General features: G+C 32.3%; 22 protein-coding genes. 7 read left to right on the top strand and 15 right to left on the bottom strand.

Translation table 11 applies throughout. The features are described from left to right. Nucleotides 1–280: 280 nt before the first annotated feature. From Trichorick_RS00940 to Trichorick_RS00905, 8 genes are all read right to left on the bottom strand, one after another. On the bottom strand, nucleotides 281–727 hold the full coding sequence (locus tag Trichorick_RS00940; protein WP_410250250.1) for a F0F1 ATP synthase subunit B family protein: 447 nt from the start codon (nucleotides 725–727) through the stop codon (nucleotides 281–283). A 26-nt stretch (nucleotides 728–753) separates the two neighbouring features. After that, nucleotides 754–1,233, bottom strand: coding sequence for an ATP synthase subunit B family protein (locus Trichorick_RS00935; protein WP_323738400.1), 480 nt, complete (start codon nucleotides 1,231–1,233; stop codon nucleotides 754–756). A gap of 384 nt (nucleotides 1,234–1,617) precedes the next feature. Next, nucleotides 1,618–1,842 carry a F0F1 ATP synthase subunit C gene (locus Trichorick_RS00930; protein WP_316353898.1) on the bottom strand — a complete coding sequence of 75 codons (225 nt, stop codon included), beginning with the start codon at nucleotides 1,840–1,842 and terminating at the stop codon, nucleotides 1,618–1,620. Between the two features lie 48 nt (nucleotides 1,843–1,890). Further along, complete coding sequence (locus Trichorick_RS00925; protein WP_323738902.1) at nucleotides 1,891–2,619, bottom strand: F0F1 ATP synthase subunit A; 729 nt, start codon at nucleotides 2,617–2,619, stop codon at nucleotides 1,891–1,893. Next, on the bottom strand, nucleotides 2,609–2,881 hold the full coding sequence (locus Trichorick_RS00920; RefSeq protein ID WP_323738399.1) for an AtpZ/AtpI family protein: 273 nt from the start codon (nucleotides 2,879–2,881) through the stop codon (nucleotides 2,609–2,611). Before Trichorick_RS00920 ends, Trichorick_RS00925 begins: the two co-directional genes overlap by 11 nt. Nucleotides 2,882–2,888: 7 nt before the next feature. Beyond that, nucleotides 2,889–3,479, bottom strand: a complete 591-nt coding sequence (locus Trichorick_RS00915) for a ribonuclease HII (RefSeq protein WP_323738901.1) — start codon at nucleotides 3,477–3,479, stop codon at nucleotides 2,889–2,891. 193 nt (nucleotides 3,480–3,672) lie between these two features. Beyond that, nucleotides 3,673–4,602 carry a S49 family peptidase gene (locus Trichorick_RS00910; RefSeq protein WP_323738398.1) on the bottom strand — a complete coding sequence of 310 codons (930 nt, stop codon included), beginning with the start codon at nucleotides 4,600–4,602 and terminating at the stop codon, nucleotides 3,673–3,675. Next, a complete protein-coding gene (locus tag Trichorick_RS00905) occupies nucleotides 4,589–5,299 on the bottom strand; it encodes a TlpA disulfide reductase family protein (RefSeq protein WP_410250249.1) in 711 nt (236 codons plus the stop codon). The genes Trichorick_RS00910 and Trichorick_RS00905 overlap by 14 nt, the downstream gene beginning before the upstream one ends. A 318-nt stretch (nucleotides 5,300–5,617) precedes the next feature. Here Trichorick_RS00905 and Trichorick_RS00900 point away from each other — a divergent pair, with 318 nt between their 5' ends. Further along, a complete protein-coding gene (locus Trichorick_RS00900; RefSeq protein ID WP_323738397.1) occupies nucleotides 5,618–7,267 on the top strand; it encodes a potassium-transporting ATPase subunit KdpA in 1,650 nt (549 codons plus the stop codon). 52 nt (nucleotides 7,268–7,319) lie between these two features. On the opposite strand, the gene Trichorick_RS00895 is transcribed toward Trichorick_RS00900, so the two are convergent. Further along, nucleotides 7,320–7,583, bottom strand: a complete 264-nt coding sequence (locus Trichorick_RS00895; protein WP_323738396.1) for a DUF2671 domain-containing protein — start codon at nucleotides 7,581–7,583, stop codon at nucleotides 7,320–7,322. A 381-nt stretch (nucleotides 7,584–7,964) separates the two neighbouring features. Here Trichorick_RS00895 and Trichorick_RS00890 point away from each other — a divergent pair, with 381 nt between their 5' ends. Next, nucleotides 7,965–9,740, top strand: coding sequence for an ABC transporter ATP-binding protein (locus tag Trichorick_RS00890; RefSeq protein ID WP_323738395.1), 1,776 nt, complete (start codon nucleotides 7,965–7,967; stop codon nucleotides 9,738–9,740). A gap of 35 nt (nucleotides 9,741–9,775) precedes the next feature. On the opposite strand, the gene Trichorick_RS00885 is transcribed toward Trichorick_RS00890, so the two are convergent. Then, a complete protein-coding gene (locus Trichorick_RS00885; RefSeq protein WP_323738394.1) occupies nucleotides 9,776–10,354 on the bottom strand; it encodes a YqgE/AlgH family protein in 579 nt (192 codons plus the stop codon). Between the two features lie 110 nt (nucleotides 10,355–10,464). On the opposite strand from Trichorick_RS00885, the gene Trichorick_RS00880 reads away from it, so the two are divergent. Continuing rightward, nucleotides 10,465–12,393, top strand: coding sequence for a cytochrome c biogenesis protein CcdA (locus Trichorick_RS00880; protein WP_323738393.1), 1,929 nt, complete (start codon nucleotides 10,465–10,467; stop codon nucleotides 12,391–12,393). On the opposite strand, the gene Trichorick_RS00875 is transcribed toward Trichorick_RS00880, so the two are convergent. From Trichorick_RS00875 to Trichorick_RS00855, 5 genes are all read right to left on the bottom strand, one after another. Further along, complete coding sequence (locus tag Trichorick_RS00875) at nucleotides 12,354–13,616, bottom strand: MFS transporter (protein ID WP_323738392.1); 1,263 nt, start codon at nucleotides 13,614–13,616, stop codon at nucleotides 12,354–12,356. The genes Trichorick_RS00880 and Trichorick_RS00875 overlap by 40 nt on opposite strands. Nucleotides 13,617–13,790: 174 nt before the next feature. Continuing rightward, nucleotides 13,791–13,910 (bottom strand): cytochrome bd-I oxidase subunit CydX, encoded by a 120-nt coding sequence (gene cydX, locus Trichorick_RS00870; RefSeq protein WP_316353318.1) that lies wholly within the window; start codon nucleotides 13,908–13,910, stop codon nucleotides 13,791–13,793. Then, nucleotides 13,910–15,046, bottom strand: a complete 1,137-nt coding sequence (gene cydB, locus Trichorick_RS00865) for a cytochrome d ubiquinol oxidase subunit II (RefSeq protein WP_323738391.1) — start codon at nucleotides 15,044–15,046, stop codon at nucleotides 13,910–13,912. The genes cydX and cydB overlap by 1 nt, the downstream gene beginning before the upstream one ends. A 12-nt stretch (nucleotides 15,047–15,058) precedes the next feature. After that, a complete protein-coding gene (locus Trichorick_RS00860) occupies nucleotides 15,059–16,597 on the bottom strand; it encodes a cytochrome ubiquinol oxidase subunit I (RefSeq protein WP_323738390.1) in 1,539 nt (512 codons plus the stop codon). A gap of 551 nt (nucleotides 16,598–17,148) precedes the next feature. Next, entirely contained in the window at nucleotides 17,149–19,233 is a 2,085-nt protein-coding gene (locus Trichorick_RS00855; RefSeq protein ID WP_323738389.1) for a leucine-rich repeat domain-containing protein, read from the bottom strand. Nucleotides 19,234–19,556: 323 nt separating this feature from the next. Here Trichorick_RS00855 and ruvA point away from each other — a divergent pair, with 323 nt between their 5' ends. The 4 genes from ruvA to cutA all read left to right on the top strand — a co-directional run bounded on the left by ruvA (nucleotide 19,557) and on the right by cutA (nucleotide 22,004). Beyond that, nucleotides 19,557–20,147, top strand: coding sequence for a Holliday junction branch migration protein RuvA (ruvA, locus tag Trichorick_RS00850; RefSeq protein WP_323738388.1), 591 nt, complete (start codon nucleotides 19,557–19,559; stop codon nucleotides 20,145–20,147). A gap of 75 nt (nucleotides 20,148–20,222) precedes the next feature. Beyond that, nucleotides 20,223–21,227 (top strand): Holliday junction branch migration DNA helicase RuvB, encoded by a 1,005-nt coding sequence (ruvB, locus tag Trichorick_RS00845; RefSeq protein ID WP_323738387.1) that lies wholly within the window; start codon nucleotides 20,223–20,225, stop codon nucleotides 21,225–21,227. 35 nt (nucleotides 21,228–21,262) lie between these two features. After that, complete coding sequence (locus tag Trichorick_RS00840) at nucleotides 21,263–21,679, top strand: 6-pyruvoyl trahydropterin synthase family protein (protein WP_323738386.1); 417 nt, start codon at nucleotides 21,263–21,265, stop codon at nucleotides 21,677–21,679. Between the two features lies 1 nt (nucleotide 21,680). Then, entirely contained in the window at nucleotides 21,681–22,004 is a 324-nt protein-coding gene (gene cutA, locus Trichorick_RS00835; RefSeq protein ID WP_323738385.1) for a divalent-cation tolerance protein CutA, read from the top strand.

The following is a 22,004-nucleotide window of genomic DNA, read 5'->3' as shown; positions in this document are numbered from 1 at the left end:
GTCACAAAGTTTTTAAATTATACACATATAGCATTTATCCAAGATTACCCAAGAATCTAGTAATTACTGGATTAAGATTCTAACGAAATTTGTGGCTACTAATCCTAGTGAGCTGTGCGATGCTTGAACACTCAGAGCTTGATCCAATTATTAAGGCTATCAACAATCAAATCATCGTGAATAGTAGGTCGTTATTGGTGATTAGCAATAGCTGCAGCAAGACCAAGATATGTAGTAAATTCTTCGTTATTGAATGAATCAAGTTACATTACGTGAGAGGTCAATCTTTTCCATGAAGATTTTTTGCTATTTCTATATCAGACAAGGATACGTTATTTGAAGCCTTGAAATATGCAGTCACTAGCTTTCTTACATCAGTAATTAATTCAGTTCTTAATTGATCGTAAGCTTGGAGCTTTTGATTATTAAGTGCATTTATAGTCTCAGATTTTTTATATTCAAGTAACGCCTCAATTTCCTGGTTTTGTTTATCAAATAAAAAATCTGCAGAAGCTTTTGCTTCAAGCATCATTTTTTCACGTATCGATGGAAGTTGATTTAGTTGTTGTTCAGCCTTATTTAGCAATAATTCTGCATCATTTTTTAATGATTGAGCTTCTAATAATTGTGCTTTAATTAGCTCAATTCTATCATTTAATGCTTTGACAATAGAAGCTTTTATTGGCCTATAAGCAAAATATAGAAAAATAAGAAAACAGATAGCCAAGCAAAAGCTTTCATTAAAGAAGGACATCATTTAATCTTTTTATAACATTCTTGTAGTAATTGTGAGTTTGGTGGTTGTTGGGTAATTTTTTGTAGTATAGAGCCGGCCAATTCTATAATTGCATCATGTTTAGTTGATTCAAATGATGCAATTATTTGATCCATTTCATCTTTAGCTAATGCTGTTTGTTTAGCTAAATCTTGATCAATAGTTGCGCGTTGTGCAATCATTAATTGATCTATAGCTGATAGAGTTTCCTGTTTAATGTTTTCTGTAGCAAGTAGAATTTGTTTAAAACTATTATCGTAATTCTTTTGAATTCTTTTTACATTTTCTGCATCCGTCAAAGCACTATTGGCATATTCGTCAAGAATCTGCTGTCTGTTTGCTAAAATCTTTTCTGAAGTTGGTGCAATAATTTTTGATATCACTAGATACAAGCAACTAAATATGATTGCTAACCAGAAGATTTGTGAAGAATAGGTAGAAATATCAAACTGAGGCATAAAATAAATCAATCACGCTTTTGTCAAATCTGTTATTGGTTATCATTTTGAACTAATCGGAGCTACGGTTATTTCGAGCATACGAAGTCATCCCTTACAGCTGTCGAAAGTTGATGTAAACCGCATACAATTCGCCATTCAGAGCGAGCCATAGGCGAGCGTAGAAATCCAAAATCAATCCACAGGGCTAAAAAGGCTGGATTGCCACGGAGCTAAAGCTCTTCGCAATGAGATTCCTAAAAGCTTTACATCAACTTTCGACAGCTGTGGGTCTCTCCCTCCGTAACAACATTATGTCTTCAGATGACCATGTGGTTCGAGATAATGCATGGGTATGGTCATATTAGCTCAGTAGCTAATTATAGTTTCATATGATATTGTTTATTAAGAAAAAATTAATAACATCGCAATAACAAAGGAAAATAAGCCCATAGCTTCTGCTAAACCTGCTCCTATAAGAGCAAGGCGTTGTAGTTGATCAGCCGCAGAAGGATTACGTGCGATTGCGTTAAGTAATGAAGAAAAAATATTACCAACACCAATAGCAGCTCCTAGCATTCCAAAAGCCATTAACCCTACGCCAATAAACTTGATAGACATCATTTCCATAAATATGTTACTCCCTTCAAATTAAAATTTTCGAAAACATTTATATAATCAATGTAGATTAATAGCATCGTTTAAATATACACACGTTAAAATGGTAAATATATAGGCTTGTAAAATTGCCACAAAAACCTCGAAGCCAATCAAAGCTACAATAAATGGAATTGGTAAAATCTTTAACAATATTCCTAAAGATATAACAAACCCAGCTATCACTTTTAATAAAACATGACCAGCGATCATGTTAGCGGCAAGTCTTAAAGATAGACTTACCGGACGTGCAAGAAAAGCAAATAATTCAATGATAATCATTAGCGGTGCTAGCCACCACGGTGTACCATGAGGCAGAAATATCTTCATAAATTTCAATCCATGATTAGCAAAACCAATGATTACTATAGTCAAGAAGACCATCATTGCCAAAGCAAAAGTAATAGAGATATGACTAGTCACAGTAAAACTATATGGTATCATGCCCAGTAAATTACAAAGTAGAATAAACATAAATAACGAAAAGATCAACGGTATAAATTTTCGACCTTGAGTTCCAACATTTTGTTCCAACATTGAAGCTATTAAATTGTATAATAGTTCAGCACTCAATTGTAATTTTGAAGGAATTAACTGTTTTGGACGTAATGCGATAGTTAAATAAGATAAAGCAACTATTCCAGCTATACTCATCAGACAAGCAGAATTAGTAAAGCTAATATCAACTCCGAATAAATTAAGGTTAATAAATTTTTTAATGCTAAACTGGGATAAAGGGTTATGAGTGATTTCGGTCATTAATCTTTTGCCAAATAGTTTTAAAGCTTGCTACGAGCCCAAGTAATAAGCAGATTATAAGAAGTAATGGTTTGGAATCAAATATTTTATCAAAAAAATGTCCAATTATTATTCCAACAATAGCACCTGATACCAACTCTATGGCAATTATCCAAGGATTTATTGATTTTGTGTCCGGTGTGTTAGTAGAACTTTTATTATGTTTGAATTTTTTAATTCTAGCAAAAATATTATTTAATTCATTATCATCCACAATATAATTAGATCCTATTTTTTAATTTAAAGCTTTTTCGGTGATATGAAGATAATCCGTATAGTTTAATTGCACTTACATGTTGTTTAGTGCCATATCCAACATTTTGATACCATGAATATTGTGGAAGCTGTTGATCTAATTCAAACATTAAATGATCCCTGGTAACTTTGGCAATAATCGAGGCGGCAGCAATTGAGATTGATAAATTATCACCGTTGATAATACTATGATATCTGGGATCGGTAAATTTCATATTACCATCAATCAGTACAATATCAGCTACGATGCTTAAATTAGCAATAGCCAATGCACAAGCTTTTTTAGTGGCGATAAGAATATTCGTTTGATCTATTTCTGCAGCTGAAACCATACCTACAGCCCAGTTGTAATGATGAATGATTTGATTATACAAGCTTTCTCTAGTAGTACGTGAGAGCTTCTTGGAATCATTGATTCCTGCAATAAGATGATTTTGTTGTATAATTACAGCGGCAGCAACTACAGGTCCTGCAAGTGCTCCTCTTCCAGCCTCATCTACTCCGGCTATGATTGCTTTAGGCCATTGTTGTTCAAAAAGTAGATTTGGTATTTGTATTTTTTCTAAAAATTCTGTCAAAATCTAATTGCTTAACAAAGTTGATATAAATCGCCTGGAATGAAGCTCCTAACCAGGAATTAGTATATTGCATTAAATGACTCTTTTCTTTTGATTCAATTAGCCTTTTTCACAAACTCTACTTTTGTAGTTGTAAATAGATTGCAAAGCCTGTTTGTCCAACTCATCATAGCTAATATAAATCAAATTTTTTATATAATACTTTATGTTCAATAGCATCTAGAAAATAATCTGCTATTTCGTGCAGATTATTATTGTTAGCCATTCCAAGTTTTTTCTTGAGCCAGGATTGTTTGCTGGCAATATATTCAATTTTGATATCGTCACCAAATTTATTGTTAATAAAGCTATGCATATCAGCAATACCGTCGATTAAACCGAAATCATGTGCTGATTCACCAGCCCAGAACTCGCCATTAAATAATATATCATCACTTTGAGTTAATTTTCCGGCTCTACGTTCTTTTACATAATCAATAAAATGTTGATGGATTTGTTGTTGTAGTTGTTTAATAATTTTTATATCGGCTGCTTTAACCGGTTGAAATGGATCAAGAATAGCTTTATTTTGACCTTCAGTATAGACCCGACGTTCAACGCCAAGTTTGTTAATAGCTTCATGAAATCCAAAGCTACTGGAAATAACTCCGATACTACCAATTATTGAGCTCTTGGAAGCATATATTTCATCACCAGCACAAGCTAGCCAGTATCCGCCTGAAGCTGCCACATCTTCGACAAAACTATAGACAGGGATTTTTTTGCTTTTAGCAAGCGAGGTGATGCGTTTTGCAATTAACTCTGATTGTACCGGCGAACCACCGGGAGAATTAATACTAAGGCAGATAGCTCGTAATTTAGAGATGGCAAAAGCCTTTTCAATTAATTCATTAAGACTATGTAAACAAAGACCTGATTTTAAATTACTGACTTTGCCAATAATACCGTTTAATGACAATACTGCAATTACTGGTTTCTGACTTTGAAACTTAAACGGCAGCATTGAAAGTATTTGTTCAAATTTACCTATTTGACGTTCAGTTTTGACTATGCTGTCATCAGCAACTGTAATGAGGTTCCTATTATTGTTAATTTTTTGCATTATTGTCCTTTGTATTTTGTTGTGGGATATTTGTATCAGGTAGCGTATCTACCGAATTATTTGTTTGTTCAGCAGCAGTTGGCTGAGGTAAAGGCTGCGTATCTTTGTGAGTAGAAATGTTAGGTTTTATTACTTGATTCAGGCTAGGAGCTTTATAACTATTTTTGGGTTCTGGATGATCACCTGGAATATGAGATAGTATCATCTGCCTTATCTCATCACTATACCAATCTATGGTTCCGGCAAAGCTCAGTACTATTTTACCTTCTTGATTTATTAAGAAGCTGGTAGGTAATCCAACAACAGCATAGGCATTAAAAAGTTGATTGCGGTAATCATGGTAAATATTTAAATATCTTATTTCATTTTTTTCAAAATATTTTTTGATAACTGGTATCCCTTGAAAATCTTGAGATACGGCTATTATTGCGAACGGTAATTTACGAAAATCTTTTTGTAACATATCAAGATCAGGCATTTCTTTAGTACATGCAGCGCACCAGGTAGCCCAAAAAGTAAGTAATAATGTTTTACCGTCAAATTCAGTAATAAAATGCTGTTGGCCATTTTCATCAAAAAATGCAACATCATCTGGGGCGTTTAATCTTTCGATTTCGGTGATTTTCGCAGCAAAACTTGATTCAGCAGATAGTAGCAGCAAGATTAGTAAGAATTTGATAAGGTATTGATTGAGCATAATTTAACGACTATAAAGCAATGATTGCAAATCTATATATTATAAATTAGTTTGTTTTACACAAGGGCTTTTTTATATAAGATAATCTATATTAAAACAACAAAGCCTGGCATAATTATAGAATATAATGACAAATTGTGATTGTTAATAAATAAATTGATACATATGCAGCAAAAATTATTGATATGGTTACTAGGTTTTATAATTTGTGGATGCGGTATCAAAAAACCTCTGGAAGTCCCAAATATAGCCAGTAGATCTGTTGAAGGTTTAGCTTGTACATTAATTGATAAAGTTTACAAGGAAATGTGAATGTTAATGGCCGCTATAATTTTTTTTATTATATTAACAGGGTTGGCTATTCTGCTAGGTAAATATGTGGCTTATGTTTATAGAGATAAAGCTAATTCTCTAATTAATAATTTAAAAATTCCACTATTTAACATAGAGCCACAAACTTGGGATCAGTATTTTAGAAGTTTAATGTGTTTTAATATCATATGTATTGTGGTTACTTTTATCATCATCTATTTTCAAGAATATCTACCATTAAATAGTAATTTACAAGAAGGATTAGGGTTAGCTGCAAGTTTAAATGCAGCAGTTTCATTTACTAGCGGAACCTTTTGGCAAAGCCATAATCCTGAAACTCAGTTAAGTATGTTTAGCCAATTATTTGCGTTGACCTTACAGAATTTTTTATCAGGTGGCACTGGTATTGCTGTGTTTATAGCTTTTACCAGAGGAATTATTAATAATAACAACCCATTACTTGGAAATTTTTATGAAGATTTTTTTAAATCAATATTTTTAATATTATTACCAATCTCTTTAGTAATATCGTTATTTTTAGTTAGTCAGTCAGTCCCTTTTGATTTTGTAGGTCAGTTAAATTATACAGATTTAACTGGTAATCAGCAGCAGTTATTTATTGGACCGGTAGCTGGACAGGTTGCCATTAAAAATTTGGTTGCTAATGGCGGTTCTTTGTTTGCCAGTGCCTCAGCACATCCTTTTGAAGCGCCAAATCGAGTGGTGGTCATATTCTCTCTATTTTTAGTGTTATGGTTGCCTGTAGCTTTAATATTTACCTATGGTTATCTTTTAAAAGAACCTAAGTTAAGTTGGTCATTATATGCAGTAGTACTATTTATCATGGGTATTTCTTTATGGCTAATTAATCTTGGAGAAAATGAATATGGTGTACCACTAGTTTTATCAAATGAAAGTTTGCAAGATACTTTTAATTATACTGGTAAAGAATTAATCTATGACAAATTTCCGTCTTTAATGTGGATATTATCAATTACTACCAGTTCTTCAGGATCAGCTAATGCTTGTTTGGAGAATTATTCTCCATTAAGTACATTAGTAATGTTTGCTAGCCTGGTATTGAGTAAATTTGTTTTGGAAGGAGTGGGTTCTGGTTTTTTTGCAATGCTTGCTTATTTAGTAGTGGCAATATTTTTACGCGGATTAATTACCGGTAATACCGCTAATTTTTTTGGCAAGAAAATTAGTATTCGTGAAATAAATTATGTGGTAGTCGTATTCTTATTAGTTCCGGTCGGTATATTATTTTTTACTGGTATCACATTATTGTTACCTATAAGTAAAGCTTTAATTACCTACCCTGCTTCGCAAGCAGTAACAGATATTACTTATAATTTTGCTTCTACTTTTACTAATAACGGTTCTGTACTGACTGGCATTAATATTACCAATGATTATTTTAATTATACTACGACAATAGCGATGTTAATTGGACGTTATCCAGTAATATATTATTCTTTAGCATTAAGTGGATCTTTTGCTAACAAAAAAAAGATTGTTAATCTGCGACAAGAAGAAAGCCAGTTTGGTGGTGAGCTAAGTATTTTTCTGATAATTATTGTATTGCTAGTTGGAGCAATAGCATTCTTACCATTGGTTATCCTTGGACCGTTTCTAGAGTTTATTAGAATGTAAGTTCTATAAATATTTCTATAAGTAGTTATAAATTAAGTATAAGAGAATATAGCTACTCTTGATTTATCTTAATCATTTTTTGTTTTTTCTTATCCCAACTATAGCGTATATTTACTGTTTTAACCTCTGTTACAATAACATCTCCATTTGGTAGTTGTGCAATATCAAAACCTTTTTGTAAAGATTCTGTAATAAGTCCAGTAGAACTACAAATATATTTGAGATCAGAAAATACCCATTGTTCTTCATTATTATTTTGAACTGTAGATTGTAATATATCGTCTTTGATTTTGATAATATCTTTTCCTTTTTGCATAAGTGCCAAACATGTATATTTATTAAGATCTAGGATTTGATCCAATTTGTATCATTTTTACTTACCATAATCAAGGTAGTTTATTTAATTATTTAACTATAGATCGTTAAATTTAGCAATAGATAACTGTTATAGGTCATGATTATTATTGAAAAATAATGATGATATTAAAAAGTTAAAAACTCATCTATACTGAGAATTTTAGTTTAATGCTATTATTAATCTTAATATCTCTTACGGTTGGGTAGTAATAAAGAAGTGAAAAGTTATCATATGTAGCAAGACCAAGTAATGGTAAATTTATGAAATTAATAAGCAAGTATCTATCCATACAATGTAACATCTGTTATAATGACCCTTTTGTCATGTAGTTGTAGATTTATGTTGCTGAGAACATCTTTATCAAATTCTTCGATTAAGTTAAGTATTTTTTTTCTTGGTCTAAGCAAGATACCAGTAATATGCATAATGTTATTATGTGTATTATTTGGCATTATTCCAGCAATTGATAGCATATTACTTAAAAATATCACAGATTTGATAGAGGAAGCTGGTGATCTTGAAGCTGCTGCGCTTCCTACTTTAATGCTTTTTTGGGCTATTATGTATGGAGTGTGGTGGGAAAGCATAAATTTAATGGGGCGTGTCTATGATTATTTATGGTTAAAAACTATGCCAATAGTCAAAGGAAAGATAGTAGATGAGTTATATAATTATACTCAATATTATCACCATAAATTTTTCCAAGATAATTTAGCTGGTCATATTACTAATAGAATAACAGAGGGATCAAGATCCTTAGAAATGGTATTTGCCATATTAAGTGAAAAACTTATTCGTAAATTTGCGGTGATTATTTTTGCACTAATTGCGATGTATAGTGTGCATTATCAAATAGCAACGATTTTTTTTATCTGGGTTTGTGTATTTATTGGTCTAAGTATAGGTTTCTCTCGAATAATCAATAGATATTCTACTAATTACGCCAAACATAAATCACAAGTAGCCGGTAAAATTGTTGACGCCGTAGCCAATATCAGTGCAATTAGAATGTTTACTTCTCATAAATTTGAACGTCGTTATTTAAATCATTATATTAATGAGGCAGTGAAGAGTGATCAAGTAATGCAGTGGTTTATGTTAAAACTACGTTATGTATTAGGGTTATCATGCTCAATAATGATTTTTACAATTATCTACCGTATATCAATACTTAGAGGTCAATTGATTATAACTATTGGTGATTGTGTATTGGTTTTAACTTTATGTATGGCAGTGGCTGATGATATTTGGGAGCTAACTGAGGAAGTAGGAGATTTATTTGAAGAATTCGGTGCTTTCCATCAAAGCATGACTTTAATTCAGCCTTATATTGTTATAGATAGCGAGCAAGCTAAAATATTACAAGCTTTAAAAGGGGAAATTGAGTTTAGAAATGTTACTTTCTACTATCAGAATAATAAAATATTTAGTAACAAGTCAATGCTCATTAGTGCTAAACAGAAAGTTGGTTTAGTGGGGTTTTCTGGTTCTGGTAAAACAACTTTTGTTAATTTAATCACTAGATTATATGATATAAAAGATGGTTCTATTCTTATTGACGGACAAAATATTAAAGATGTAACTCAAGATTCATTACGAGCAAGTGTAAGTATTATTCCGCAAGAACCAATTTTATTTCATCGTACTATTATGGAAAATATTCGTTATGGCAAAAGAAATGCAACTGATGAAGAAGTAATTGAAGCGGCCAGAGCTGCTTATATTCATGAATTTATTGCGAAATTGCCTGATGGATATAATACATTATGTGGAGAACGAGGCAATAATTTATCGGGTGGACAAAGACAGAGAGTGATAATTGCTCGAGCAATTTTAAAGAATGCCCCAATACTAATTCTTGATGAAGCTACTAGTAGTTTAGATAGTGCCACTGAAAACCTGATTCAGGATTCTTTAAAATATTTGATGCATAATAAAACTGTGATTATTATCGCTCATCGATTAGCAACTTTGTTACACATGGATAAGATTTTAGTATTTAATGACGGTATTATCGTTGAAGAAGGGACTCATAAAGAACTCTTAGATCAAGGTGAGCTATATAAAAAATTATGGCAGTCACAGATTACTGGGTTAATCGCAGAAAACCCTTAACACTAGGAAATTTCTCGTCAGAAATCAAAGCAATTCTAACAATGACCTAATTTCGCAGAAAAATGTGCATCATCGATGCCAAGGTTTTTTAGAGCTACATGCCATTTTTGATCATTAGCTTCTGAAAAAATTAATTCTGGGTTACACTCTGATACGATCCAGAAATTATTTTCAAGTTCAAGCTCTAATTGTCCTGCTTTCCAGGCAGTATAACCAACAATAAATAAACTATGTTTAGGGCCGACACCTGCTGCAATATCTTTAAGAATATCGGTATTCGAACTTATAGCGATGTTATTTTGTGATTTAAATAATAGATTTTTATCATACTCGTCAGAATGCAGAAAAAAACCTTTCTCAAGTTCTATTGGTCCACCGAGATAGATGGACAAAATCATGTTGTTTATATTAGGATCAGTGTCATTTACCGAATGAAACAGTGATTTTAAAGGCATGCGGCTCATTAAATGGTTAACAATAAGTCCTGATGCACCACCGTCAGGAGTATGAGATAATATATAAATTAATGATTTATGAAATACATCACTGTAAAGTGTATATGGACTAGCAATAAGCACTTTGCCAGATAAATTGTTAAAGGTTTGGTCTTCCATAAATTTTATTTTAAAAAATTAAAAAAATCTGCTCAATATGTAGATACAAATTGCTATAGCCAGAAATATAATAATATATTGATTAACATTCAATGGCACTTACTAAGCTGATGGCAAAAAAAATTTATTATTTTATCATAGTATTAATAACTGCATTACAAGTTAATGCTACTACTTTGCATTTTAAAATGGAAAAAGGAGTTGGTAAAGTTTTATTCCACATAAACTTGGATAATAGTAAGATTTACTGGTTATATGCTGGCGTAAATGGTTTGCCGACCAACATTGATTTTTCTGAATCACATAATTTGTTACAATATAAAATTATCTGGCCATTTCCTAATATATCAGTGAATTCTGGTAGTATAGAAGATTATTATTACACTGGGAAAGTATCAATACCGGTATATGTAAGAGCAATTGATAAGAATTCACCGATTTTATTGAAAGCAACTATCAGCTATTTGTTATGCAAAGACCAGTGTATACCGATTACGGAGAAATTAGAACAGTTGATAAATATTAATTCTGATTTTTCAGAGTTAAAGACTTTTAGCATTAGTGAAGTGTCGAATAATGGTCAGAATATGAGCTTTGTTGCCAGTTTTTCTGAACCAATAGATGATATTCCAGATTTTGTGGTCAATCAATTAGATCTCAATTTTATTAAACATACCAAGGTAGTTAAAAAAACTGATCGTGATTTTTTAGTAAGGTTTTTTATTGACCATAAACAGTATAATAATATCGAAGGTCAGAAGTTTGAAGTATACTCAAATAAAACTGATCTTGCTACCAACATTATAATACCAGGGATTAAAACGATGTTATTATTTGACTTAAATTTTTGGATAGCGTTATTTAGTGCTTTTATTGGTGGTTTGATTTTAAATTTTATGCCTTGTGTACTACCAGTACTATCGTTAAAATTATTATCTTTTACTAGAAGTTCTGCTAACAAAAAAAGATCATTGGCTTTATCTTTATTAGGAATTCTTTGCAGCTTCTTTTCGTTAGCTTTAATTACTATTGCATTGAAGGCTTCTGGCAAGCAATTTGGTCTGGGTATACATTTTCAGAGTCCAGTGTTCATTATATTTTTGACTATAATCCTTACAATATTTATTAGTTCTTGCCTGGATCGAGTAAATATTGATCTACCGTCAGGATTAAGAAATATGCTTAGTAAATATCACATTAAGAATAATTATTTCGGTGATTTTTTTGGTGGAATAGTTGCTAGTATATTATCTACCCCATGTACTGCACCTTTTTTAGGAACGGCAATGGCTTTTGCTTTGAGTTGCAATAATAATATATCGGTTATTATAATATTTATGGTTGCCGGTTTTGGTTTCGGTACTCCGTATTGGTTATTAATATTCTGTCCAAAATTGATAATTTGGCTACCTAAGCCTGGTAAATGGATGGTTTTAATTAAAAAAATTATCGCAATCTTACTAATCGCTACTTTAGTATGGTTATGTAATATATTATATGAACAAATGGATTTGCGAGCGGTAATAGGTTTAGCATTATTATTGCTGTTATTAAAATTTGTGCTTGAAAATAATAAAGGTCAAATTGCAAGACCTATAGCAAAATTACCGATAGCTATTATGATAGTGGCTTGTGCCCTATATCTGCCTAATATGGCTTATAACGAGGATTTACAGCATAATATTGCGGTAAATAGTGTTTGGCAGCCATTTGATCAGAAAGAAATTACTAAATTAGTCGATCAAGGGAGAATAGTAGTAATAGATATTACTGCAGCCTGGTGTGGTACTTGTAAATTTAATAAATTAATTGTTTGGGATCGCGATAAAACAGTTAAGCTATTTAGGACTAAAAAGATTATTGCTATGCGTGCTGACTATACTAATTTTGATCAGAATATTCAGGATTATTTATCAAGCAACCAGTCTTATGGTATACCTTTTAATAAAGTATACGGACCAAAAGTGCCGCAAGGAATCATGTTGCCATCACTTGTATTTTATGGTGACTTGTTAGCGGCAATTAATGCAGTTGAGTAGCAGAAAGTTACAGCGCCTAATAGAATAGCAATCAATGTTAATAAAAAACTAAATATAATAGTTATAGAGCCGGTATATTTCCATAATAACATACAAAAAAATGGCGTAGTACTTGATAATAACATACTGCCTATAGAATGTGAAAGACTGCACATGCGCATCTTGATCCCGATACTAAACATTGATTGAATGATAATTTGCAGTGGCACTACATAAAAAGGCAATAAGCCTACTAATAGCATTATTATATATAAGGTAGAGTCAGTTATTCCAAAGCCAGACAATATAATGATAATGGTGATAATGATTATAGAAACAGTTAAAGCAGTAATAATTTGTTTTTTAGCACTGAATTTATCGGCGATAAATCCAGATAGTACTGAAGCAATAGCATAAGTAGCAATAAAGCAAATATTAGCAAATTGTGCTTGGGTGCTATTTATTATATATGCTATTTTTGAAGCAAAAGTAGCAAAGAAAATTATTAAAAAATGATAGATACCACCATTACAACCATTAATAAGGATGCTTAAGAAAAATTGTAGTTTGTGAGCCTTAATTAGAGTAATAATTTCTGAATCCAGACCTCTATGGTCTTGTGTTTTAGCCTTAAAGTTTAAGAATTCATCGCTTTCTTGAAAATAGCGTCTCATCAAGATAATAAGAGCTCCGGCTACTCCACCAATAATGAAATTGATTCGCCATAAATCTGTTATTTCAGCGTTAGCTGTCATATGGTAGCTGGTAGCTGCAAGTAGAGCTCCTATCTGGCTATAGAAAGAGACAATGCCATTGGCAAGATTACGATGTTTAACTCCTATTTTTTCTGCAACATAAATCCTGGTTGCATCAATTTCTCCAGCAAGGCTCATTAAGAAAGTCATTCGACAGATAGTAAGCAAAATAGTGGCGCACCAGCCAATAATTTCAAAACCTGGCATAAGACCAATGCAACCAGTAGAAATAGCAGCGATGCCAGCTGCTATTTTGACTGAATTAACTCGGCCATAATTATCTCCAATCATACCAAAGATTATTGATCCTAGTGGGCGAGCTATTACTGCTATACTAAATATTGTGAAGAAATGTAGTAATTGTTCAGTTTCATGATGATGAGGCATAAAGTTTTTGGCAAGTTGTGCTGCAGAAAGGCCAAAAAGTGCGTAATCATAACATTGAATAAGAGTTGCCAGAAAAGCAATAATAAGTGCAGAAATTTTCATTAATTAGGCTCTGTGAACAAAATTTTACTTCAGATTATTTATAATGGTTTTTAGTTGAAAAATAACAAAGATTTTGCAGGAATAGTTTATCTATTTCAAAGAATCTTTGTTATTTTGCAGACAAAAAATACTTAAATAAGCTCATTAAAATTTTGTATGCAATGCCTAAGTACTTTATTGAGCATCCTCAGATTTATCAGCTTCAGTGAAAGAATTTAATTCAAACCAAAGAGCATTTAAAATACTAAAAGTACAAGCTAAACCTATACCTAGAATCCAAGAAAAATACCACATTAATATACCTCGTGAGGTTTAGATTTAACATGTTTTTCTGTTACCTTGCCAAACATTATTTTATAAGCCCAAGATGTGTAGAATAATATTATAGGCATGAATATAATAACTGCAAGCAACATTATAAATAGTGAGGTTTGACTGCTGGAAGCATCCCATACGGTTAAACTTGCTGTATAATTAATTTTTGACGGTAGAATAAAAGGAAACATCGATAAACCGACAGTGGAAATAATTCCTAGAATTGATAATGAATTAGTGATAATCACTAGGCTATATTTTCTTAAGAGAGCCAATATCCAGGTCATTATTGCGCCGCTTGCTCCTAATATCGGAGCAGTCAGAAACCAAGGTGTTTTACTATAATTTTCTAGCCAGGCACCAGGACACATTTTAACTAATTTGCCGTGAGGATCACTCGATGCGTCATGAGCTAGATCTCCAATAATTGAAAATCCATTCATTTTAGATATACACCACCCACCAATAATAAATAATAATAAAGTTAAAATAGGAGTTATTTTCAGTATTGTTTTAGCGCGATCTTGGATATCTGCTTCAGTTTTTAATACTAAAAAGGCCGCTCCCTGTGAAACTATCATTGATAGGCTGGTGACTCCGCATAATAAAGTAAATGGTGAAAATAAGGCCCAAAATCCTGTAGAATTTTTTATGAACATAAATTCATCCAAGTCAAAATCGATACCTTGAAGCACGTTTCCAACCGCTACTCCAAAAACCAAGCTTGGTACTATGCCGCTAATATTTATGGCTATATCCCATAATTTACGCCAAATCGGACATTCGATTTTGCTACGAAAATCCAAGCCTACAGGTCTTAAAATTAAAGCTATAAGAATTAAAAGTAAAGCAAAGTAAAAATTAGAAAAAGTAACAGCATATACAGTTGGCCAAGCGGCAAAAATTGCTCCACCTCCTAGTATAAACCAAACCTGGTTACCTTCCCAAGTTGGAGCAATAGTATTTAAAACTATTCTTCGTTCAATATCTTGTTTAGAAACATAAGGTAGTAGAGTTGCTACTCCGAGATCAATACCACCGAGAATAGCAAATCCTATCAATAGTACGCCAAGAAGAAGCCACCAAATTATCCTTAGAGTTTCAAAATCTAACATAAAAAATCACCATTAATTCTTTAAATCTTGTAAGAAATGTTCCGGTCCGGTTCTGGCTGTCTTAACCATGAGAAATATATCTATAACTAATAGCAAAGTGTAAAGAACTACGAAACCAATAATACTGCTGATGATTTCAATATTACTAACCGGAGATACTCCTAAAAATGTAGGCAAAATGCCATGAATAGCCCATGGTTGCCTGCCAAGTTCAGCAACAATCCATCCGAGTTCAGCAGCAAGCCATGGTAAGGGCAAGCTTAATAGTGATAATTTTAATAACCATTTTTTTTCAAAGTTCCTACATATGTTCATCCAATAGAAAGTAAGAGTAAATAAGACAATAAAATAAACCCCACAAGCCACCATTATCCTGAAAGAAAAAAATAACGGTAGTACTTTAGGGACGTTAGACCATGCTGCCTTATCTATTTCTTCTTGGGTAGAGTTTAAGATATCCACTCTATATTTCTTGAGTAATAAAGCGTAGCCAATGTTTGAGTAATTTTCACGTAGAAATTGAATATCGGCTAATTTATTTTGACTTTCTTTGTTTTTTAACCTTAACAGCACTTCATATTCAACTAATCCTGCGATAATTTTAGATTTAGATATTTCAACTAACTCCTTAATTCCTAAGATTTCTTGGTCTAAAGATCTGGTGCCAATAATTCCCATTAAGTAAGGTATTTTTATGGTATAATCAGTTGATAATTTTTCCTGATTAGGAATTCCAAATAACGTGAAGGGAGCGGGAGCCTTTTCGGTTTCCCATATTGCTTCTATGGCTGCCATTTTCATTTTCTGATTAAAACCAGTCAAATAACCGCTTTCATCACCTAAGACTACTACTGATAGAGCGGATAGTAAACCAAAACTACTTGAAATTATGATAGATCTTTTTGCAAATTCAGTGAACTTACCTGCTAATAGGTAATAGCAGCTGATTGAAAGCACAAACATAGCTCCGGTAACATAACCTGCACTTACGGTATGCACAAATTTAGCTTGAGCAACAGGATTAAAGATTACAGCAGTAATGGATTCAATTTCCATGCGCATAGATTCAGGATTAAATACAGCTCCTACCGGATTCTGCATCCAGCCATTAGCAATAAGAATCCATAATGCTGAAAAATTAGCGCCAATAGCCATAAGCCAAGTGCATAATAAATGCCCTAACTTACTCATTTTGTCCCAGCCGAATAAAAATAAACCGACGAAAGTACTTTCTAGGAAAAATGCCATTAATCCCTCGATGGCTAAAGGAACACCAAAAATATCGCCAACATAATGAGAGAAATAAGCCCAGTTTGTACCGAACTGAAACTCCATGGTAATGCCAGTAGCTACTCCCATGGCAAAGTTAATGGCAAAAAGCTTCCCCCAGAATTTGGTCATGCTTCTCCATATGTGATGTCCTGACATCACATAAACACTTTCCATGACCGCAAGTAGCAAAGCCAAGCCTAGGGTAAGTGGTACAAATAAAAAATGATAAATTGCGGTTATCGCAAATTGTAACCGAGAAAGATCAACTATATGTTCCATTATCTGCTTTTAAGTTAAAGTTGATTGATTCGCTTAATAAATGATGATGTAACTGCTCTTTTTTATATTTATCATGTCCAAAAAAGAAAAGAAAATATAATAAAGTTATTAAGTTTATTTTTACTACAATAGCAATATAAATTTTTTTATAAAGATTTTCTGGCTTGTATAGAAAGTATAGAATACTGAGGATTAATAGGAATATGTAAAGACTTAATATAGAATACATTACTCTTTAATCATTGAAGGTCTATATGATGAATCAGTGAAATTGTAGCACGAAATTTATGTAAAAGTCAACTAATTGTGAGCATTCACGGTTTTTAAAATTAAACATCAATATACTACTTAAAAAGCTGGTGACCAACGTCATTGCGAAGAGCTTTAGCTCTGAAGCAATCCAGAAAATCTAGTACAAAGAACTGGATTGCTTCGGGCAAAGCCCTCGCAATGACGACTTTTTTAAAAACCCCTGAACGCTCACAACTAATTAGTGGACCTTTACATAATGACATTAATTAATTTATAACTGTTATTAGAGCATCTTCACATTATGCTATATCTTCATTAAGATCATCATGTTGACCTAATGGTGATAGTTGCATAATGTTTTCTACATTCTCTACATTATCATGATGAATTTCAGATGATGAATGCTGATGATCCACAATCATCCTGTTCAGCATTGCAACCAACTCTTCTCTATTATATGAACTATTAGCAGCGTTTGAGTACGGTAACTCAGCATCAATGTATGATACCAACTCATCATATAATTGAGAGAACAAAGCAATATTATGTCCTACAAAAACTTCGAACCACTCATAATTACTGGTAAATTTGCTAAAATCAATTTTACGCCGACAAATATCAAGCCCAAACGATTTAATGTGATCTTCCATCCCTTGTTCTTGCAATAATTTATTAAACTTTATGAACTCTGAGCTAGAATTGTCTTCCCTACCATCTATAGAGATCTTAATTGTAATATTGTTATTAATAATAAATTTATTTAACTGGTCAATAAATTCTGACGCTTTATTGTTATTATCCGTAGGTGTCAGTACTTTACAGTCAAATTCTGTAATATTGCTTCTTTTGATCCCCTGATAAAGCTCTGACATTACATCCATGTTAATTGATTCAGCATTTGCAACCAGTGTAAGTTTGGTGAGCTTAGTATTTGGATTTAACAAAGCTTCTGTTAATGCTTCTATGCTGAGATCTTCTGCTATATTAAAATCCTTATACTCATCATTTTCCTCAACCCCATTGTACAAAATAAGCTCGGTGATCTTTGTTTGTGGTAACACCCCCGCTAAAGCTACTATCCCTGGAGTTCCAAGTTGATTATTCGATACATTAAGCTTAGTGATATTTGTGGATAGCAAAACTGCTGCTAATGCAATTGCTCCTTGATCCTTTATATAGTTCATACTCAAATCAAGATCGGTTATTTGAGTTGACGGTAAAGCTAAAGCATTAGCTAATGCTTCTGTCCCTGGAGTTCCAAATCTATTGTCCGAGATATTAAGTTTGGTGATATTTGTAGATGACAGAACTGCTGCTAATGCTTGTGCTCCCTCATCCATTATATAATTCGCATGCAAATCAAGATCAGTTATTTGAGTTGACGGTAAAGCTAAAGCATTAGCTAATGCTACTATCCCTGGAGTTCCAAATCTATTGTCCGAGATATTAAGTTTGGTGATATTTGTGGATGGCAGAACTGCTGCTAATGCTTGTGCTCCTTCATCCTTTATACCATTCATATGCAAATCAAGGTCGGTTATTTTGGTTAACTGTAAAGCGCTCGCTAAAGCTTCTGTCCCTGGATTTCCAAGATGATTAACTGAGACATTAAGCTTGGTGATATTTGTTGTAGATTGTAGAGCTCTAGCCAACGCTTCTATATCCGATATATTCGAACCTAATTCATTACAACTCAACTCAAGTTCAATAATCTTTGTATATGGTAGAATTTCAAATAAGATATGAACTTTATCTAAATGACAAGTACCAAATTTTAAATGAGTGATGTTTGAACGCTGCAATAACTCAGCTAATGTAGCTACGCTGTTTTCATTGAACGTGCAATGTTGTTGTTCATCTAAGCTAAAATGAGTTAGGTTATTAAAGAATATTTGTGGAGCATCTTTTATTGCTTTTAGACCGGGATAACTTAAGCCAGTATAAGTGAAAATAAGATTAGTAATATTACTATTTTTCTTAGATTCCGATAGAGTTTTGACACAAGAATTGCCGTATGGAGTACCTATTAACTCTAAAGTGTGAATATTAGTTGCTGGCAACCAATGAATAAGTGTCCCTAGCACTTCTTTTTCTTTATTACCATGTTCTGTACCTGTAAAATGAACACTGAGTTTGGTGATTTTTGTACTAGCGAGTACCATTGTTAACCGCGCTATATCTGTATATTCGTAAGCTCCTGGTTCAAAATGTATATCTAGTTTCTGTTCTTCGCTTTCTGTCGGTAAACTAATACCTTTACGACACATTTGTTCTTTAAATGCTCTAATAAGGATAGATATATCGGATGGTGATGTTATAGTTCCTTTAATTAAGCTGTCATTTCTTGTAATAGCAAGAAGCATATCTGTTAAATCTTTAGACATAATCAACCCTATTTATTATATAATTAATCTAATCGTTTTAATTTAATATTATAATACATAAATTCCTATTATACAAATATTTTTATATAAATTGGATTTTGATAATTCTTGAGGAATTTAGTTTACCATTTTCTCTACTTATAAAATAGATATACAGCAATCTATTAGCTTAACTGAGAAGCTACAACGTAGCTAGCTAGTATATTTTATATTTTAATATAATTTAAAAAGTTGTATGTTTAGTTGCTTTAAGTAAGATTGGTTGCTATTATCATTAGCTGGATATATTCATTAATAACAATTATAGTTTTTCTAGTTAACTTATGATAGGCAGACTGCGCGGTAAAGTATCATGTGCTGATGATCATGTAATAGTAGATGTAGGCGGAGTAGGGTATTTAGTATATTGTTCAACAAAAAATTTATCTAATTTAACTGAAAATGAATATTATCAATTTTTTATTGAGACTCATGTTAGGGAAGATCATATAAACCTTTACGGATTTTTATCGATAGATGAAAAACATACTTTTAATATGCTATTGTCAGTTAATGGCATAGGGCCAAGAATAGCTTTAGCTATTCTATCCCACCTTACTCCTTATCAAATTAGTATCTCAATTAGTGCGCGAGATAAAGATATATTTAAGGCCGTTACAGGAGTAGGGGCAAAAATGGCCGAAAGAATTATTATTGAATTAAAGAATAAATTACCGGCTATGCCATTACCATTTGAGAATATAAGTGACAATGGTAAAAATAATATTGCGATGGATGCGATATCAGCTTTAGTAAATTTAGGAATTAACAAAACCGAAGCTCAAAATATAGTAAGTACAGTTTTAGTTTCACAGCCTGATGTTTCGATAGATGAGTTAATCAGATTAGCTTTTAAAGCGCAATATACTAGTTAAACTCACCGAATTAGCGGATTTTGATTTTGGTCTATATCAACTAAAATTTGTTATGAATTACGGAGTAACATATTAGTGTCTAATAATATTATTTTATCAAAAGAAAAGCAGTTAAATGATCAAGAATTATCTTTAAGACCTAGTTATTTAAATGAATTTGTTGGACAACAAAAAATTAAAGAGAATTTATCAATATTTATTCAAGCAGCCAGGAGCCGTGGAGAATCATTGGATCATACTTTATTTTATGGTCCTCCAGGTCTTGGTAAAACTACGCTGGCGACTATTATTGCTAAAGAAATGGGGGTTAATTTAAAATCAGTTTCTGGTCCTGCTTTATCAAAAGCTGCTGATTTAGCGGCAATATTAACTAATTTACAAGAAAATGATGTCTTGTTTATTGATGAAATTCATCGCTTAAATACTAATGTCGAAGAAATATTATATTCCGCAATGGAGGATTTTGCTTTAGATATAATTATTGGTGAGGGGCCAACGGCAAGGTCAGTAAGAATTAACTTGCCACGTTTTACTTTAGTGGGAGCAACTACAAGACTTGGTTTACTTAGTAGCCCTTTACGTGATCGATTTGGAATCCCTTTGCGGTTAAATTTTTACGAATTAAACGAATTAAAACAGATTGTAGTTAGAGGTGGTTCACTATTGAATATTAATTTAGTTGATGATGGAGCTACTGAGATTGCTAAACGTGCACGAGGAACACCTAGAATTGCACTAAGACTATTGAAACGAATTTGTGATTTTGCAATAGTAGATGGTGTTACTGAGGTTAATGCCATACTTGCGGATTCAGCATTAAATCGTTTGGAGGTAGATAAAGCTGGGTTGGATAGTAATGATTATCGTTATTTAAAATTTATTGCTATGCACTATGATGGCGGACCGGTAGGTATTGAAACCATTGCTGCTGCATTATCTGAACATCGAGATGCTATTGAAGAAACTATAGAACCTTATTTGATGCAAATAGGTCTATTGCAACGCACATCAAGAGGTAGAGTAATTACCTTAAGTGCTTTTCAGTATTTGAGAATCGATAAATCAACAATTATTGATTAATTTTTATTGCTAAAACATTAATAATATTATACGATATGATAAGTTGTACTCGCAAGATAGAATTTGATGCTGGGCATCGAGTTGTGGATCATCATAGTAAATGTAAATTTTTGCATGGTCATCGTTATGTATTGGAGGTAACTGCTCAGGCAGAAATGTTAAATGATCTAGGGATGGTGGTAGATTTTAGCTTAATAAAAAATATAGTCAAAGGTTGGATTGATGATAATTTTGATCATAATGTGATTTTATCTAGTAAGGATAAAATTCTTGGTCAAGCCATTGCTGAATATACCGGTCAGAAAATTTATTATTTAGCAAATAACCCGACAGCAGAAAATATTGCCTTGCATTTAAAAATGGAGGTGATGCCTAAATTGTTTACTGATAGTAGTTTTCAAATAGTTAAGTTAAAGCTATTTGAAACTCCAAATTGTTTTGTGGAGGTATGAAATGGAACAGGTATGTGTAATTCTAACTACTACTAATTTAAAGGAGATAGCTGAGCAAATAGCTCAAGAATTAGTGCTTAGTGATTTAGCTGCTTGCGTACAAATTGATGAAGTAAAGAGTGTTTTTAAGTGGGATGGTAAGATAGATAATGAACAAGAATTTCGATTAATGATTAAAGCCAAGGCAAGCAATTATCAACAAATAGAACAAGCTATTATTGCAATACATAATTATCAATTACCACAAATTATAAAATTTAATATTACTGATGGTTTTCAACCTTATTTAGACTGGATGACTGGTGCATTTAAAAAAGAGATCTAA

The sequence above is a fragment of the Candidatus Trichorickettsia mobilis genome (assembly GCF_034366785.1).
In the GTDB taxonomy this organism is placed as follows: Bacteria; Pseudomonadota; Alphaproteobacteria; order Rickettsiales; family Rickettsiaceae; genus Trichorickettsia; species Trichorickettsia mobilis_A.
The sequence above is the reverse complement of the archived record's forward strand: the minus strand, read 5'-3'. Positions and strand labels throughout refer to the sequence as shown.

Excerpts from the sequence above, each read along its gene's own strand:
- Trichorick_RS00935 (WP_323738400.1), bottom strand. The coding sequence starts at position 1,233 with ATGCCTCAGTTTGATATTTCTACCTATTCTTCACAAATCTTCTGGTTA.
- Trichorick_RS00930 (WP_316353898.1), bottom strand. The coding sequence starts at position 1,842 with ATGGAAATGATGTCTATCAAGTTTATTGGCGTAGGGTTAATGGCTTTT.
- Trichorick_RS00910 (WP_323738398.1), bottom strand. The coding sequence starts at position 4,602 with ATGCAAAAAATTAACAATAATAGGAACCTCATTACAGTTGCTGATGAC.
- Trichorick_RS00905 (WP_410250249.1), bottom strand. The coding sequence starts at position 5,299 with ATGCTCAATCAATACCTTATCAAATTCTTACTAATCTTGCTGCTACTA.
- Trichorick_RS00900 (WP_323738397.1), top strand. The coding sequence starts at position 5,618 with ATGGCCGCTATAATTTTTTTTATTATATTAACAGGGTTGGCTATTCTG.
- Trichorick_RS00895 (WP_323738396.1), bottom strand. The coding sequence starts at position 7,583 with ATGCAAAAAGGAAAAGATATTATCAAAATCAAAGACGATATATTACAA.
- Trichorick_RS00890 (WP_323738395.1), top strand. The coding sequence starts at position 7,965 with ATGTTGCTGAGAACATCTTTATCAAATTCTTCGATTAAGTTAAGTATT.
- Trichorick_RS00885 (WP_323738394.1), bottom strand. The coding sequence starts at position 10,354 with ATGGAAGACCAAACCTTTAACAATTTATCTGGCAAAGTGCTTATTGCT.
- Trichorick_RS00880 (WP_323738393.1), top strand. The coding sequence starts at position 10,465 with ATGGCAAAAAAAATTTATTATTTTATCATAGTATTAATAACTGCATTA.
- Trichorick_RS00875 (WP_323738392.1), bottom strand. The coding sequence starts at position 13,616 with ATGAAAATTTCTGCACTTATTATTGCTTTTCTGGCAACTCTTATTCAA.
- cydX (WP_316353318.1), bottom strand. The coding sequence starts at position 13,910 with ATGTGGTATTTTTCTTGGATTCTAGGTATAGGTTTAGCTTGTACTTTT.
- cydB (WP_323738391.1), bottom strand. The coding sequence starts at position 15,046 with ATGTTAGATTTTGAAACTCTAAGGATAATTTGGTGGCTTCTTCTTGGC.
- Trichorick_RS00860 (WP_323738390.1), bottom strand. The coding sequence starts at position 16,597 with ATGGAACATATAGTTGATCTTTCTCGGTTACAATTTGCGATAACCGCA.
- Trichorick_RS00855 (WP_323738389.1), bottom strand. The coding sequence starts at position 19,233 with ATGTCTAAAGATTTAACAGATATGCTTCTTGCTATTACAAGAAATGAC.
- ruvA (WP_323738388.1), top strand. The coding sequence starts at position 19,557 with ATGATAGGCAGACTGCGCGGTAAAGTATCATGTGCTGATGATCATGTA.
- Trichorick_RS00840 (WP_323738386.1), top strand. The coding sequence starts at position 21,263 with ATGATAAGTTGTACTCGCAAGATAGAATTTGATGCTGGGCATCGAGTT.
- cutA (WP_323738385.1), top strand. The coding sequence starts at position 21,681 with ATGGAACAGGTATGTGTAATTCTAACTACTACTAATTTAAAGGAGATA.